The following is a 13,364-nucleotide window of genomic DNA, read 5'->3' on the forward strand; positions in this document are numbered from 1 at the left end:
GCGCACCCGGTCCGGCACGCGCAAGCGCCGCGTCCCGAACGCGGCGCTTCCGGATGGTGATGCGGCTCTGCTAGCGTGTGCGGATGGCCGCCGGCATCCTCCTCGTCACCCACCTCGGCATCGGCACCGCACTCAGGTCGGTGGCGGGCCGGCTGCTGGGCACCCTGCCGCTGGCGGTAGAAGTCTTCGAGATGTCCTACGACGCCGACCCGGACGCGATGCTGGCCGCCGCCAGCGCGGCCCTGCGGCGCGCCGACAGCGGCGACGGCGTGCTGCTGCTGACCGACCTGTACGGCGCCACGCCCGCCAACATGGCCGCGCGCCTGGCACACCTGGGCACCCCCGTGCGCCGCGTGTCGGCGCTGAGCCTGCCGATGCTGCTGCGGGTGCTGAACTATCCCGAACTCGGGCTCGACCAGCTGCCCGCCGTGGCGGCGGCGGGTGCGCGCAATGGAGTGGTACACGATGACGCCTGAGGCGAGGCAGCCATGATCGAACGAGAACTCACGGTGTCCAACCGGCTGGGGTTGCACGCACGCGCCACCGCGCGGCTGGTCCAGCTGCTGTCCAGCTACGATGTCAACGCGACGCTCAACGCCAAGGGCCGCGAGGTCAACGCGAAGAGCATCATGGGGGTGATGCTGCTCGCCGCCGGCACCGGCACCGCGGTCACGCTGCGCGTGGAAGGCCCGGACGAAGCGGAGGCGGCCGAGGCGGTGTGCGGGCTGTTCGAGCGGCGATTCGACGAGGACAGCTGATGCGCCAGCTGCTGCCCGGCCACGGCGCATCGCGGGGCAACGCCCTGGGCCGCGCCCGGGTGCGGCAGCCGCACGCGCTGGAAGTCGCCGAGGAGCGCATCACCCGCGCCGCCGCAGCGGGCGAGGTGGCGCGCCTGCATGAAGCCATCGACATGGTGCGGAACGAGCTCCGCGACCTGCGTTCGCGCCTGCACGGCGCGCTCGCCAAGGAAGTGGGCGAGTTCCTCGACCTGCACGCCCTGCTGCTCGACGACCCCGAGCTGCTGCAGGGCCTGGACGACCTCATCACCCGTGACCTGTACGGCGCCGACTACGCGCTGCGCATGCAGCGCAACCGACTGGCCGCGGTGTTCGAGGGCATGGACGATCCGTACTTCCGCAGCCGCATCGAGGACATCGACCACGTCATCGGCCGCATCCACGCGGCACTGCACCGCCACGACGTGCAGCCGACCGGCGTGGCCGGCGAGATCCTGGTGTCGGATGCCCTGGCGCCGTCCGAAGTCGCGCGGCTGCACGCGCGCGGCGTGATCGGCATCGTGACCGCGGGCGGCAGCATGCTGTCGCACAGCGCCATCCTGGCGCGCAGCCTGCACATCCCGCTGGTGGTCGGCGCGCCGCAGGCGCTGGCCCAGGTCAACGACGGCGACGTGCTGATGATCGACGGCGCGACGGGGCTCGTGATCGTCGACCCCGGCGCCGACGACCTGCTCGCCCACCGCGAGCGCCTGCGGGAAGGCAAGAGAGAACGCCGCCAGCTGCACCGCCTGCGCCGCGAGCCCTCACGCACCCTGGACGGCGTCGACATCCGCCTGTACGCGAACGCCGAGACCCGCGAGGACGTGGCCGAGGCGCACGCCCTGGGCGCGGCGGGGATCGGCCTCTACCGCACCGAGTACCTGTTCCTGCAGCGCAGCGAGCTGCCATCCGAGGACGAGCAGTTCGTCGCTTACCGCGACCTGGTCCTCGGCATGACCGGGCGCATCGCGACCATCCGCACGCTCGACGTCGGCGCCGACAAGGCCGACGACAGCGGCCTGGTCCTGCCCGGCGAACCCAACCCCGCGCTCGGCGTGCGCGGCGTGCGGCTGGCGCTGCGCCGGCGCGAGGTGTTCACCAGCCAGCTGCGCGCGATCCTGCGCGCGTCAGGCTACGGCCCGCTGCGGATCCTGCTGCCGATGGTGGCGCGGCGCGAAGAGCTGGTCGCCGCGCGCCGCCTGGTGCGCCAGGTCGGGGCGCGCCTGCGTCGCGAGGGGCACGCGGTGGCCGACAACATCCCGCTGGGCGCGATGATCGAGGTGCCGGCGGCCGCAATCGCCCTGCCGGCGCTGATCGACATGATCGATTTCATTTCGATCGGGACCAACGACCTGGTGCAGTACCTGCTCGCCGCCGACCGCGGCAACGACGCACTGCACGAACTGCACAGTCCGCTGCATCCGGCGGTGGTGCAGCTGCTGCAGCAGGTGCTGGCCACCGCGCGCGCGCACGGCCGGCCGGCGGCGATCTGCGGCGAGATGGCCGGCGACCCGCTGTTCACTCCGCTGCTGCTGGCACTGGGACTGGAGGAGTTCAGCCTGCATCCGTCGACGCTCCTGGAAGTGCGCCGCGAAATCCGCGGGCTCGACCTTGCCACGCTGCGCCAGCGCGCGCCCGCGCTGCTGCGCGCACGCGACCAGGCCGGCATCGCGCGCTGGCTGGCGGCGACGGTGGCCACGCCGTGACGCCCGGCAACGCCTTCACGGAGATCGTCGCGCCCGGCGTCGGCGCACAGGCAGTGGCGATCCGGGAACGCTTCCTCACGGCCGCACCCTTCCGCCACTGCGTGATCGAAGGCTTCTTCGCGCCTGAGTTCGTCGATGCGCTGCTCGCGCAGTTCCCGGCCTTCGAGCGCGGCAACGCGGTCAACGAGGACGGGGTCGTCAGCGGCAAGTCGACCGTCGAGCGGATCCGCGGACTGGGCGAGGCCTACGCCCGGCTGGACGCCTGCATCCAGTCGCCCGCGTTCCTCGACCTGGTCGGGCGCCTGACCGGCATCGACGACCTGCTCTATGACCCCGGCTATTTCGGCGGCGGCACCCATGAGAACCGCGACGGCCAGAGCCTCGACAACCACATCGACTTCAACCACCACCCCGCCACCGGCTGGCACCGGCGCCTCAACCTGATCGTGTACCTCAACCCGGACTGGCACGACGACTGGGGCGGTGCGCTCGAGCTCCATCGCGATCCGCACGACCCGGCGGCCGACGAGGTGGTGTCGCTCGCGCCGGCGTACAACCGCTGCGTGATCTTCGAAACCACCGAGCACAGCTGGCACGGTTTCCCGCCGATCCGCCTGCCGCCGGAACGCGCCGGACTGACGCGGCGCTCGATCGCGCTGTACTTCTATACGCGCGAACGCCCCGCGGACGAGGTCGCGTCGTCGCACTCCACCGTGTATGTCGATCGCCCGCTGCCTGCCCATGTCACAGCGGGGCGCGTTCTGACCGGGCGCGACGTCGAAGAGCTGCGCGAGCTGCTCGCCCGTCGCGACGCGCACAACCGTCGCCTGTACGCCGACATGCGTGCCCTGCAGGCGGAGCTCGACCGCAGCTTTGCGGGCCGGCTGTTTGCCGCCGCCCGGCGGGTGCGCGCGCGCTTCCGGCGCTGAGCGTGACGCGGGTGGCAACGGGGTGGGCAGCGCGATCGGCGCGGGCGATAATGCAGGCATGAACGCCTGACCCTGTCGCGCATCACCGTCGCGCGACGCGCCCCCTCGGAAGCATTCCATGGCCGAAGCCGTCCGCCACGACAAGACCGCGCGCCAGCTGCGCCTGCTGTCCGATGCACTCGACAGCGGCCGGCTGGGCCCGGTGCGGCGGCTGGTCAACACGCTGGCCCCGGCCGAGATCGGCAACCTGCTCGAGTCCCTCCCGCCCGACCGCCGCATGGTGGTCTGGGGCCTGGTCGATGCAGAGGACGACGGCGAGGTCCTGGTCCACGTCGGCGACGAGGTGCGCGAAAGCCTGCTCGCGGACATGGATCCCGACGAGATCGTGGCCGCCGTCGAGGACCTCGACATCGACGACCTCGCCGACCTGGTCGAGGATCTTCCGGACACGGTGATCGACGAAGTCCTGAAGTCGATGGACCGCGAAAACCGCGAGCGCCTGGAGCAGGCCCTGTCCTACGCCGAGGACACCGCCGGCCGCCTGATGAACCCGGACGTGGTCACGGTACGCGCCGACACCACGGTCGACGTGGTGCTGCGCTTCCTGCGCCTGCGCGGCGAACTGCCCGAGCACACCGACCACCTGTACGTGGTCAACCGCCGCCACCAGCTGCTGGGCTGGGTGGCCCTGCAGGACCTGGTGACCCGTGACCCGGGCAGTCCGATCAACAAGCTGATCGACGACGCGCTGACCGCGATCCACGTCGGCGAGTCCGCGGAGTCGGTCGCGCGCCAGTTCTCCGACCACGACTGGGTGTCCGCGCCCGTGGTCGACGAGGGCAACGTGCTGCTCGGCCGCATCACCATCGACGACGTGGTCGATATCATCCGCGAGCAGGCCGAACACCAGGCGCTGGGCGCCGCCGGCCTCGACGAGGACGAGGACCTGTTCTCGCCGGTGAAGCGCGCGGTGCGCGGACGCATCGTCTGGCTGGGCGTGAACCTGGCCACGGCCTTCCTTGCGGCGGGGGTGATCGGGCGCTTCGAGGCGACCATCGAGCAGATCGTGGCGCTGGCGGTGCTGATGCCGATCGTCGCCGGCATCGGCGGCAACGCCGGCATGCAGGTACTGACGCTGATGGTGCGCGGCCTCGCGCTGGGCCAGGTGGGCGCGAGCAACGCCAGCGTGCTGCTGTGGAAGGAGCTGCGGGTTGCGCTGATCAACGGCCTGCTGATCGGCGGCTTCGTCGGACTGGTGGCCTTTGCCTGGTTCCAGGACTGGATGCTGGGCCTGGTGATCACCGCGGCACTGGTGATCAACTTCGCCTCGGCCGCGTTGGCCGGGGTCCTGGTGCCGCTGGCGATGAAGCGCGCCGACGTCGACCCCGCGGTGGCCGGCGGCGTGGTGGTCACCGCGGTGACCGACGTGGTGGGCTTCTTCAGCTTCCTGGGACTCGCGACGGTCATCCTCCTCCGCTGATTGCAGCAGGAAGCCCACCCATGGGAGCGGACATGGCCGCTCCCACAGGCTTCCAGAGCCGCTCGGGCTTGCCGCCGGCTCAGGCGAGCAACGCTTCCAGGACCGCCATGCGTACGGCCACGCCGTTCGCCACCTGGCGCAGCACCATCGACTGCGGGCCGTCGGCCACGTCGTCGCTGATCTCGACGCCGCGGTTCATCGGGCCGGGGTGCAGCACCACGGCATCCGGCGCAGCGCGGCGCAGACGCGCGGCCGTCAGGCCGTAGTCGCGGTGGTAGGCCTCGAGCGAGGGCACCAGGCCCTCCTCCATGCGCTCGCGCTGCAGGCGCAGCATGAACACCGCATCCACGCCCTCGAGCGCGGCGTCGAGGTCGCTGCCGACGCTGCAGCCGGCCAGGGTCGCGTCGTCGGGCAGCAGGTTCGCCGGCCCGCAGGCGCGGATCTCGCCGATGCCAAGCGCGCGCAGCGCGTGCAGTTCGGAACGCGCGACGCGCGAATGCCGGATGTCGCCCACCACCGCGACCTTCAGCCGCGCGAAGTCCGCGCCCTTCGCCTGGCGCAGGCTCAACACGTCGAGCAGGCCCTGCGTGGGATGCGCGCTGCGGCCGTCGCCGGCGTTGACCAGGGCCGTGCCCGGCTGCGCCGAGGCCGCGAGCATCGCCACCGCGCCGTCCTCGCGATGCCGGACGATGAAGCCGCGCACGCCCATGGCCTCGATGTTGCGCAGGGTGTCCAGGGCCGTCTCGCCCTTGCTGGTCGACGAGGTGGAGGCGTCGAAGGCCAGGGTGTCCGCGCCCAGGCGCTGCGCAGCGCGCTGGAACGATAGCCGCGTGCGGGTGGAGGGTTCGAAGAACAGCGTGCACACCGCGGTGCCGGCCAGGGCCGTGCGCGGATCGGCGCCACCCCCGTGCTCGACGAAGGCCTGGGCGCGGTCGAGCAGCGCCACCAGCGTCGCGCGCGGCATGCCCTCGAGAGTCAGCAGGTGTCGCAGGCGGCCGTCGCCGGTGGCTTGCAGGGTCATGCGGATGCGTCCGGTCCGGCGGCGTCGGGATCGACCACGACCGCATCGCCGGGCGCGGCCAGCCAGCGCTCGACGATGACCGCGGCGGCCACCGCGTCCAGCGCGGCGGCGTCGCGGCGGCGGCGGCGACCCTCGGCGCGGTCCACGGCGAAGCGCTGCGCGGCCTCGATCGAACTCGATCGCTCGTCGACCATCACCACCGGGATCGAATAGCGGCGCGCCAGTTCGTGCGCGAACGCGCGCGCGCGCAGCCGGATCGGCTGGTCGCCGCCGTCAAGGGTCATCGGATCGCCGACCACGCAGCCGTCGGGGCGCCATTCCTTCTGCAGCTTGTCGATCGCGGCCCAGTCGACCTTGTCCGCATGCACGTCGACCACTTCCAGCGCACGCGCGCCGTGCCCGAAGGCGCTGCCCACGGCCACGCCGATGCGGCGCGCGCCGACGTCGAAGCCAAGCACCGTGCCGTCGTGGCGGATGCTGGCCATCAGGCGTGCCCGGCGTAATCGGGCATGTGCGCCAGGTCGACGCCGATGCGGCCCGCCGCGGCCTGCCAGCGCGCTTCCAGCGGCAGCGCAAACAGAAGTTCATCATCCGACGGCACGGTCAGCCAGCTGTTATCGGCCAGCTCCGCATCGAGCTGCCCCGGGCTCCAGCCGGCGCAGCCAAGCGCCACCACGACCTTGCGCGGACCATCGCCCCGCGCCATCGCCTCGAGCACGTCGCGCGAGGTAGTAACGCGCAGCCCTTCGGCCACGGTGAGGCTGGAATCCCAGCCGCGATCGCCATCGTGGATCACGAAGCCACGCTCCGGGTGCACCGGGCCGCCGGCCAGCACCGGGGTCGCGCACAGCGCCTCGTCGGCGCAGGCGATGCCCATCTGCGAGAAGATCTCGCCGAGCGTGTAATCCGAGCGTCGGTTGACCACCACGCCCATGGCCCCGCCGGCATCGTGTTGGCACAGCAGCGACACCGTGCGCGCGAAGTTGCCGTCGGCCAGCGAGGGCAGCGCGACCAGGAGCTGGTTGGCGAGTGGAGTGGGCGTCACGGACATGGCGCCATTCTATCCAGTGCCGGCGCGGCGCGCCCGGTGCCCGCTACCATGGCGCCATCGCCACCGCCGCCGGAACCGCCATGTCCGTAGACGCTCCCCTGCCGCGCAACGAGCGCGCCTTCATCGTATTGCTGGCGGTGCTCCAGGGCGGCCTGATGTACTTGGCGCAGACGGGGCACGACGCGGGCTGGTGGCCGTTTGCGGAGCTGGGCGGACGGGTCTGCTGGTACACCCTGGTGCTGGCCGTGCCGACGATGATGGCGCTGAGCGTGGTGCGCCTGCGCGACGCCCGCTTCTGGCAGCACGCGGTCGCGGTGGCCGTGGTGGTCGCCGGGCTGGCCGCCTGGGCGTCGTGGAATGCCACCGGCGGGCCCGGGATCAGCGCCGGCAGCGTGCTGGGGCCATTCGGTGCTTCGGTGGCGATCGGCCTGTTCGTCGCCCTGCCCTGGCTGCAGTGCCGGCTGGCCCACGGCCATTGGCGCGCACCCTACCCCTGCCTGTTCGAGCATGCCTGGCAGAACGCGCTGACGCTGGCGCTGGCTGCCCTGTTCACCGGCATCTGCTGGCTGGTGCTGTGGCTCTGGGGCGCGCTGTTCGCGCTGGTGAAGATCGACTTCTTCCGCGAACTGTTCCGCGAGGACGCCTTCATCTACCTTGCGACCGGCGCCATGGCCGGCCTGGGCGTGCTGATAGGCCGCACCCAGCACCGCGCGGTGCAGGTGGCGCGGCAGATCCTGTTCGCGATCTTCACCGGCCTGCTGCCGCTGCTGGCCTTCATCGCCGTGCTGTTCGTGGCCAGCCTGCCGTTCACCGGACTTGCCCCGCTGTGGGAGATGCGTTCGGCGGCGTCCACGCTGGTCGCCGTGGTCGCCCTGCTGGTGGCGTTCACCAACTCGGTGCTGCAGGACGGCCAGGGCGAACGGCCCTATCCCGGCTGGCTGCGACGCCTGGTCGATACCGGCCTGGCAGTGCTGCCGGTATACGCGCTGCTGGCGCTGTATGCGCTGTGGCTGCGCATCCACCAGCACGGCTGGACTGCGGACCGCGTGTGGGCGGTGCTGCTGGCGCTGATCGTGGCCGGCTACGCGTCAGGTTACGCTTGGGCCGTGCTGCGCCGTGGCGACGGCTGGCTGGCCAGGATCCGGCCGGTGAACCGGGCGATGTCGCTGGTGGTGGTGGCACTGGCCGTGCTTGCCAACACGCCGCTCCTGGATGCGCAGCGGATCGCCGTGGGCAGCCAGATGCAGCGCCTCGCCGACGGCCGGACCGGTGCCGATGACTTCGACCTGGACTGGCTGCGCCACGACAGCGGGCGTCGCGGCTACGAGGCCACCCTCTCCCTGCGCCACCACCACGCATGGGCGGGCGATTCCGAGCGGCTCGCCGAACTCGAACGCGTGCTCGCGCGGACCAGCCGCTGGGGCACGCCGCGCGGTGAAGAGGCCGGGCGTCCCGCGCGCGACGCCGCGCGGCTGCGCGCGCAGGTGCGGTTGGCCGAGGGCGCCGACGCGCCCGATGCCGACTGGTGGGACGCGCTGGCCAACGGGCGACCGGGCGGTGGCGAGTGCGTGGGCCCGGCCGACGATTGCATCCTGCTGACGCCGGACCTGGATGGCGACGGCATCGCCGATCCGCTGCTGTGCACGCTCGGGGATGGCTATGGCGCGCGCTGCGCGCTGTTCGCGCGCGATGACGCGGGTGGCTGGACCGTCGCCGCCAATCTGCAGATGTGGCCGCAAGGGGCATCGGAACAGGCCTGGCGCCGCGCCCTGCGCCGCGACCTCCTGGCCGGTCGCGTGCAGGCGGCACCGCGACGCTGGCCGGACCTGCGCATCGGCAACGACCCGCCGCGGCAGCTCGACGCGGTCGAGGCGTCCACCGACCGCTGACGAGGCGTTTCAGCCGAGGCCGAACTGCACCTCGTCGGGCGTCGGCACGCGGACCGCGAGCACCTCGACCTCGGCGCGGACGCGGCGCCCGGCCAGCGGATGGTTGCCATCGACGGTCAGGGTCTCGGCGTCCACCGCCGTCACCACCACGTCCAGCGGACCCTTCGCGGTGGTGGTCTCCAGCCGGTCGCCGACCTTGGGCTCCGAAGGCGCGCGCCACATCGCGCGCGGCAGCGTCTGCACCAGCGCCTCGTGGCGCGGGCCGAAGCCGTCTTCCGGAGCCACCACCAGGTCGAAGCGATCACCGGCCTTGCGGCCTTCCAGCGCTTGCTCCAGGCCCCGGGCGATGCCGCCGGCCCCATGCATGTAGGTCAGCGGCTCGTGGCCACGCGTGCTGGTGATCCGTTCGCCGCTGTCGGCGTCGGTAAGCGTGAAGTGCACGGTGGCGATGCGGCGGTCGGCAATATCCATCGTCGGTGCTGTCCTCATGGGGTATCGCCGCATCGTCGCCAGCGCGGCGCCGCCGCGCAAGCCCGGGCATGCAGCGGCGTGACGGGCGGCGCCGACATGATGCGAGGCGGTGCAGGTTCGAGGCGCAAAAAACCCCGCATCGCGGCGGGGTCTTCCTGTCCGGAGCGACCCGCCCCGCAGGGCGGGGCAGGTTCGCCTGCATCAGCCCGCGATGGCTTCCTGGTAGCGGCGCTCGACCTCGTTCCAGTCGACCACGTTATAGAACGCGCCGATGTAGTCCGGGCGGCGGTTCTGGTACTTCAGGTAGTACGCATGCTCCCAGACGTCCAGGCCCAGGATCGGGGTGTTGCCCGAACCGATGCCCTTCATGAGCGGGTTGTCCTGGTTGGCGCTGCTCTCGACCGTCAGCTTGCCGGCCTTGTCGGTCGACAGCCACGCCCAGCCGCTGCCGAAGCGGGTCAGCGCGGCCTTGGTGAAGGCTTCCTTGAACGCGTCGAAGCCGCCGAGGTCGCTGTCGATGCGCTTGGCCACGTCACCGGTCGGATTGCCGCCGCCCTTGGGCGACATCACCGTCCAGAACAGCGAATGGTTGGCATGGCCACCGGCGTTGTTGCGCAGCGGGCCGCGCTTGTCCTCGGGCAGCGCGTCGAGGTTGGCGATGATCTCCTCGGCGCTCTTGTCGGCCCACTCCGTGCCCTCGAGCGCGGCGTTGGCGTTGTTGATGTAGGTCTGGTGGTGCTTGGTGTGATGGATTTCCATCGTCTGCGCATCGATGTGGGGCTCGAGCGCGTCATAGGCGTAGGGAAGCTTGGGCAGGGTGAAAGCCATCGGAATCTCCAAGGATGAATGGGAGGCCGGCCATTGTGGCGGCTGCAAGGTAAAAAGTACGCAAAGAAAAGGGCGCCGTCGCCGGCGCCCTTCCTGTAAGCGACGAAATGCTGCGTATCAGTTGGCTTCGGCCACCTCGACGCCGTCCAGCCCCTGCGACAGCGTGCGCGCATCGCCGCCCTGGGCGAGCTTGATGCGCAGGCGCACTTCGTTGGCGGAGTCGGCGTAGCGCAGTGCGTCCTCGTAGGAAATCTCGCCGGCCTGGTAGAGCTCGAACAGGCTCTGGTCGAAGGTCTTCATGCCGAGGTTGGTCGACTCCTTCATGACCTCCTTCAGCTTGTGGATCTCGCCATCGCGGATGTAGTCCTGCACCAGCGGCGTGCCGAGCAGGATCTCCATCGCCACGCGGCGCCCCTTGCCGTCCGGCGTCGGCAGCAGCTGCTGCGCGACCACGCCCTTGAGGTTCAGCGACAGGTCCATCAACAGCTGGCCGCGACGATCCTCGGGGAAGAAGTTGATGATGCGGTCCATCGCCTGGTTGGCGTTGTTGGCATGCAGGGTGCACAGCACCAGGTGGCCGGTCTCGGCGAAGGCGATGGCGTGGTCCATGCCCTCGCGGGTACGCACCTCGCCGATCATGATCACGTCCGGCGCCTGGCGCAGGGTGTTCTTGAGCGCGTTCTCCCAGTTGTCGGTGTCGATGCCGACCTCGCGCTGGGTGATGATGCAGCCCTGGTGCTTGTGCACGAACTCGATCGGGTCCTCGATGGTGATGATGTGCCCGGTGGAGTTCTGGTTGCGGTAGCCGATCATCGACGCGAGCGAGGTCGATTTACCGGTGCCCGTGGCGCCGACGAAGATGATCAGGCCGCGCTTGGTCATCGCCAGGGTCTTGATGATCGGCGGGAGGTTCAGCTCCTCGATCGACGGGATCCGGGTTTCGATCCGGCGCAGCACCATGCCCACCTGGTTGCGCTGGTAGAAGCACGACACGCGGAAGCGGCCGACGCCGGACACGCCGATGGCGAAGTTGCACTCGTGGGTGCGTTCGAACTCCTCGCGCTGCGGCGGCGTCATCACGTTCAGCACCAGGTCGCGCGCCTGCTGCGGCGTCAGCGCGTTCTGGGTGATCGGCGAGATCTTGCCATGGACCTTCATCGACGGCGGCATGCCGGCGGTGATGAACAGGTCCGAGGCCTTCTGGTGGGCCATCAGCTTGAGGTAGGAGGTGAAGTCGATGGCGCTCATGTGATGCTCCGGTTACTCGAACAGCCGCTTGTCCTTGGCATAGTCCCGCGCCTGCTGGCGGGTGACCATGGCGCGCTTGACCAGGTCCTGCAGGTGCTGGTCGAGCGTCATCATGCCGTGCTGCTGGCCGGTCTGGATCGACGAATACATCTGCGCGACCTTGTCCTCGCGGATCAGGTTCCTGATCGCCGGGATGCCGACCATGATTTCCCAGGCCGCGGTGCGCCCGCCGCCGACCTTCTTCAGGAGCGCCTGCGAGATCACCGCGCGCAGGGACTCCGACAGCATCGAGCGCACCATCGGCTTCTCGCCGGCGGGGAACACGTCGATGATGCGGTCGATGGTCTTGGCGGCCGACGAGGTATGCAGGGTGCCGAACACCAGGTGGCCGGTCTCCGCGGCGGTCAGCGCCAGGCGGATGGTTTCCAGGTCGCGCAGCTCGCCCACCAGGATGTAGTCGGGGTCCTCGCGCAGCGCCGAGCGCAGCGCCTCGTTGAAACCGTGAGTGTCGCGATGCACTTCGCGCTGGTTGATGAGGCACTTCTGCGCGGTGTGCACGAACTCGATCGGATCCTCGATGGTGAGGATGTGCCCGTATTCGGTCTTGTTGACATGGTCGACCATCGCCGCGAGCGTGGTCGACTTGCCGGAACCGGTCGGGCCGGTGACCAGGATCAGGCCCTGTGGCTGGTCGATCAGCTCCTTGAAGATCCGCGGCGTGCCGAGGTCCTCGAGCGTCAGCACCTCGGACGGAATGGTGCGGAACACCGCGCCGGCGCCGCGATTCTGGTTGAAGGCGTTGACGCGGAAGCGCGCCAGGCCGGCGATCTCGAACGAGAAGTCGACCTCGAGGAATTCCTCGTAGTCGCGGCGCTGCTTGTCCGACATGATGTCGTAGACCAGCGCGTGGACCTGCTTGTGGTCGAGCGCCGGGATGTTGATCCGGCGGACGTCGCCGTCGACGCGGATCATCGGCGGCAGGCCTGCCGACAGGTGCAGGTCCGAGGCCTTGTTCTTGACCGAGAACGCCAGAAGTTCGGCGATATCCATGCATGCTCCCCAGCGGCAGTGCACAAGTTGATTGCGGGACGCCCCACCGCGTCGCGGCTGGCGCCAGAGTACTCCCCGGGGGCAGTATAGCCCCGTATCCGCGTCACAGAACCAGCGGTGCTGGAGGAGCAGGCAGATGCCGGACGGACCCCTTGCGCGCGTCCTTGAAGCAATGGATGGCGCCTCGAAACAGAACGCCATCCGCGGCGCCACGCGGCCGCGCCTGGTCGCGGTGGGCAAAACCCGCGAGGCCGGCGAGATCGCGGCCTTGGCCGCGGAGTGGGCGGCCCTGCGCCCCGGTGCGGCGCTCGCGTTCGGCGAGAACTACGTCCAGGAGGCGTCGGCCAAGGTCGCGGCCCTCGACGGCGCCGGGATCGAATGGCACCTGATCGGGCACCTGCAGTCGAACAAGGCGGAACAGGCGGCGGAACTGTTCGACTGGGTGCAGTCGGTCGACCGCCCGAAACTGGTGGCGGCGCTGGCCGCGGCCCGCGATCCACGGCGGCCTCCGTTGAAGGTGCTCATCCAGGTCAACATCGATGGCGAAGCCGGCAAGCACGGTTGCACCCCTGCCGACGTGCCGGAGCTCGCCCGCGCCATTGCCGCGCAGTCCGCGCTCGCACTGCGCGGACTGATGGCGATCCCCGAGCCGCATCCCGACCCGGGGCACCGCCGCGCCGGCTTCGCGGCCATGCGCGCGCTGCACGATGAACTGCTGGCCGCGCATCCCGGCGCCGACACCCTGTCGATGGGCATGAGCGGGGACTTCGAACTCGCGATCGCCGAAGGCGCGACCATGGTCCGCATCGGTACCGCGCTGTTCGGACCGCGCGCGCCGGCCTGAGCCGCGCCACGCCCGTCCGGGTGCGGCGGTCGCGACAGCGACGGCGCTCGGCGACAATGGCCGGCCCCGTT

Annotated in this window: 14 protein-coding genes; 7 read left to right on the forward strand and 7 right to left on the reverse strand. The window is 70.5% G+C overall.

Annotation, left to right across the window (positions count from 1 at the left end):
- Nucleotides 1-83 precede the first annotated feature (83 nt).
- The 5 genes from WCE39_RS02495 to mgtE all read left to right on the forward strand — a co-directional run bounded on the left by WCE39_RS02495 (nucleotide 84) and on the right by mgtE (nucleotide 4,891).
- On the forward strand, nucleotides 84-476 hold the full coding sequence (locus WCE39_RS02495) for a PTS sugar transporter subunit IIA (protein ID WP_343275133.1): 393 nt from the start codon (nucleotides 84-86) through the stop codon (nucleotides 474-476).
- 12 nt (nucleotides 477-488) lie between these two features.
- The gene (locus WCE39_RS02500; RefSeq protein WP_343275134.1) at nucleotides 489-758 is read left to right on the forward strand and encodes an HPr family phosphocarrier protein; all 270 of its coding nucleotides are present in this window, start codon (nucleotides 489-491) and stop codon (nucleotides 756-758) included.
- Complete coding sequence (gene ptsP / locus WCE39_RS02505; RefSeq protein WP_343275135.1) at nucleotides 758-2,482, forward strand: phosphoenolpyruvate--protein phosphotransferase; 1,725 nt, start codon at nucleotides 758-760, stop codon at nucleotides 2,480-2,482. The genes WCE39_RS02500 and ptsP overlap by 1 nt, the downstream gene beginning before the upstream one ends.
- Nucleotides 2,479-3,411, forward strand: a complete 933-nt coding sequence (locus WCE39_RS02510; RefSeq protein ID WP_343275136.1) for a 2OG-Fe(II) oxygenase — start codon at nucleotides 2,479-2,481, stop codon at nucleotides 3,409-3,411. The genes ptsP and WCE39_RS02510 overlap by 4 nt, the downstream gene beginning before the upstream one ends.
- Before the next feature lie 118 nt (nucleotides 3,412-3,529).
- Entirely contained in the window at nucleotides 3,530-4,891 is a 1,362-nt protein-coding gene (gene mgtE / locus WCE39_RS02515; RefSeq protein WP_343275137.1) for a magnesium transporter, read from the forward strand.
- Nucleotides 4,892-4,970: 79 nt separating this feature from the next.
- Here the strand turns inward: mgtE and WCE39_RS02520 are convergent, their stop codons facing one another.
- The 3 genes from WCE39_RS02520 to WCE39_RS02530 are packed head-to-tail and all read right to left on the reverse strand — an operon-like array spanning nucleotide 4,971 to nucleotide 6,963.
- Complete coding sequence (locus tag WCE39_RS02520) at nucleotides 4,971-5,912, reverse strand: aspartate carbamoyltransferase catalytic subunit (RefSeq protein ID WP_343275138.1); 942 nt, start codon at nucleotides 5,910-5,912, stop codon at nucleotides 4,971-4,973.
- Nucleotides 5,909-6,397, reverse strand: a complete 489-nt coding sequence (gene ruvX / locus WCE39_RS02525; RefSeq protein WP_343275139.1) for a Holliday junction resolvase RuvX — start codon at nucleotides 6,395-6,397, stop codon at nucleotides 5,909-5,911. The genes WCE39_RS02520 and ruvX overlap by 4 nt, the downstream gene beginning before the upstream one ends.
- On the reverse strand, nucleotides 6,397-6,963 hold the full coding sequence (locus tag WCE39_RS02530) for a YqgE/AlgH family protein (RefSeq protein WP_343275140.1): 567 nt from the start codon (nucleotides 6,961-6,963) through the stop codon (nucleotides 6,397-6,399). Before WCE39_RS02530 ends, ruvX begins: the two co-directional genes overlap by 1 nt.
- 56 nt (nucleotides 6,964-7,019) lie before the next feature.
- Here WCE39_RS02530 and WCE39_RS02535 point away from each other — a divergent pair, with 56 nt between their 5' ends.
- Nucleotides 7,020-8,852, forward strand: coding sequence for a DUF4153 domain-containing protein (locus tag WCE39_RS02535; RefSeq protein WP_452299550.1), 1,833 nt, complete (start codon nucleotides 7,020-7,022; stop codon nucleotides 8,850-8,852).
- 9 nt (nucleotides 8,853-8,861) lie between these two features.
- Here WCE39_RS02535 and WCE39_RS02540 read toward each other — a convergent pair whose 3' ends face one another.
- The 4 genes from WCE39_RS02540 to WCE39_RS02555 all read right to left on the reverse strand — a co-directional run bounded on the left by WCE39_RS02540 (nucleotide 8,862) and on the right by WCE39_RS02555 (nucleotide 12,449).
- The gene (locus WCE39_RS02540; RefSeq protein ID WP_343275142.1) at nucleotides 8,862-9,323 is read right to left on the reverse strand and encodes an FKBP-type peptidyl-prolyl cis-trans isomerase; all 462 of its coding nucleotides are present in this window, start codon (nucleotides 9,321-9,323) and stop codon (nucleotides 8,862-8,864) included.
- Between the two features lie 201 nt (nucleotides 9,324-9,524).
- Nucleotides 9,525-10,151: a superoxide dismutase gene (locus WCE39_RS02545; protein WP_343275143.1), complete on the reverse strand. Its 627-nt coding sequence runs from the start codon at nucleotides 10,149-10,151 to the stop codon at nucleotides 9,525-9,527.
- Between the two features lie 117 nt (nucleotides 10,152-10,268).
- Nucleotides 10,269-11,399: a PilT/PilU family type 4a pilus ATPase gene (locus tag WCE39_RS02550; RefSeq protein ID WP_343255690.1), complete on the reverse strand. Its 1,131-nt coding sequence runs from the start codon at nucleotides 11,397-11,399 to the stop codon at nucleotides 10,269-10,271.
- Nucleotides 11,400-11,411: 12 nt separating this feature from the next.
- On the reverse strand, nucleotides 11,412-12,449 hold the full coding sequence (locus WCE39_RS02555; RefSeq protein ID WP_343275144.1) for a type IV pilus twitching motility protein PilT: 1,038 nt from the start codon (nucleotides 12,447-12,449) through the stop codon (nucleotides 11,412-11,414).
- A gap of 136 nt (nucleotides 12,450-12,585) precedes the next feature.
- Between WCE39_RS02555 and WCE39_RS02560 the strand changes: the two genes are divergently transcribed.
- Nucleotides 12,586-13,293, forward strand: coding sequence for a YggS family pyridoxal phosphate-dependent enzyme (locus WCE39_RS02560; protein WP_452299549.1), 708 nt, complete (start codon nucleotides 12,586-12,588; stop codon nucleotides 13,291-13,293).
- The last annotated feature ends 71 nt before the right edge of the window (nucleotides 13,294-13,364 follow it).

This window comes from Luteimonas yanweni, from assembly GCF_039548475.1.
In the GTDB taxonomy this organism is placed as follows: domain Bacteria; phylum Pseudomonadota; class Gammaproteobacteria; order Xanthomonadales; family Xanthomonadaceae; genus Luteimonas.

Excerpts from the sequence above, each read along its gene's own strand:
- WCE39_RS02495 (WP_343275133.1), top strand. The coding sequence starts at position 84 with ATGGCCGCCGGCATCCTCCTCGTCACCCACCTCGGCATCGGCACCGCA.
- WCE39_RS02500 (WP_343275134.1), top strand. The coding sequence starts at position 489 with ATGATCGAACGAGAACTCACGGTGTCCAACCGGCTGGGGTTGCACGCA.
- ptsP (WP_343275135.1), top strand. The coding sequence starts at position 758 with ATGCGCCAGCTGCTGCCCGGCCACGGCGCATCGCGGGGCAACGCCCTG.
- mgtE (WP_343275137.1), top strand. The coding sequence starts at position 3,530 with ATGGCCGAAGCCGTCCGCCACGACAAGACCGCGCGCCAGCTGCGCCTG.
- WCE39_RS02520 (WP_343275138.1), bottom strand. The coding sequence starts at position 5,912 with ATGACCCTGCAAGCCACCGGCGACGGCCGCCTGCGACACCTGCTGACT.
- ruvX (WP_343275139.1), bottom strand. The coding sequence starts at position 6,397 with ATGGCCAGCATCCGCCACGACGGCACGGTGCTTGGCTTCGACGTCGGC.
- WCE39_RS02530 (WP_343275140.1), bottom strand. The coding sequence starts at position 6,963 with ATGTCCGTGACGCCCACTCCACTCGCCAACCAGCTCCTGGTCGCGCTG.
- WCE39_RS02540 (WP_343275142.1), bottom strand. The coding sequence starts at position 9,323 with ATGGATATTGCCGACCGCCGCATCGCCACCGTGCACTTCACGCTTACC.
- WCE39_RS02545 (WP_343275143.1), bottom strand. The coding sequence starts at position 10,151 with ATGGCTTTCACCCTGCCCAAGCTTCCCTACGCCTATGACGCGCTCGAG.
- WCE39_RS02550 (WP_343255690.1), bottom strand. The coding sequence starts at position 11,399 with ATGAGCGCCATCGACTTCACCTCCTACCTCAAGCTGATGGCCCACCAG.
- WCE39_RS02555 (WP_343275144.1), bottom strand. The coding sequence starts at position 12,449 with ATGGATATCGCCGAACTTCTGGCGTTCTCGGTCAAGAACAAGGCCTCG.
- WCE39_RS02560 (WP_452299549.1), top strand. The coding sequence starts at position 12,586 with ATGCCGGACGGACCCCTTGCGCGCGTCCTTGAAGCAATGGATGGCGCC.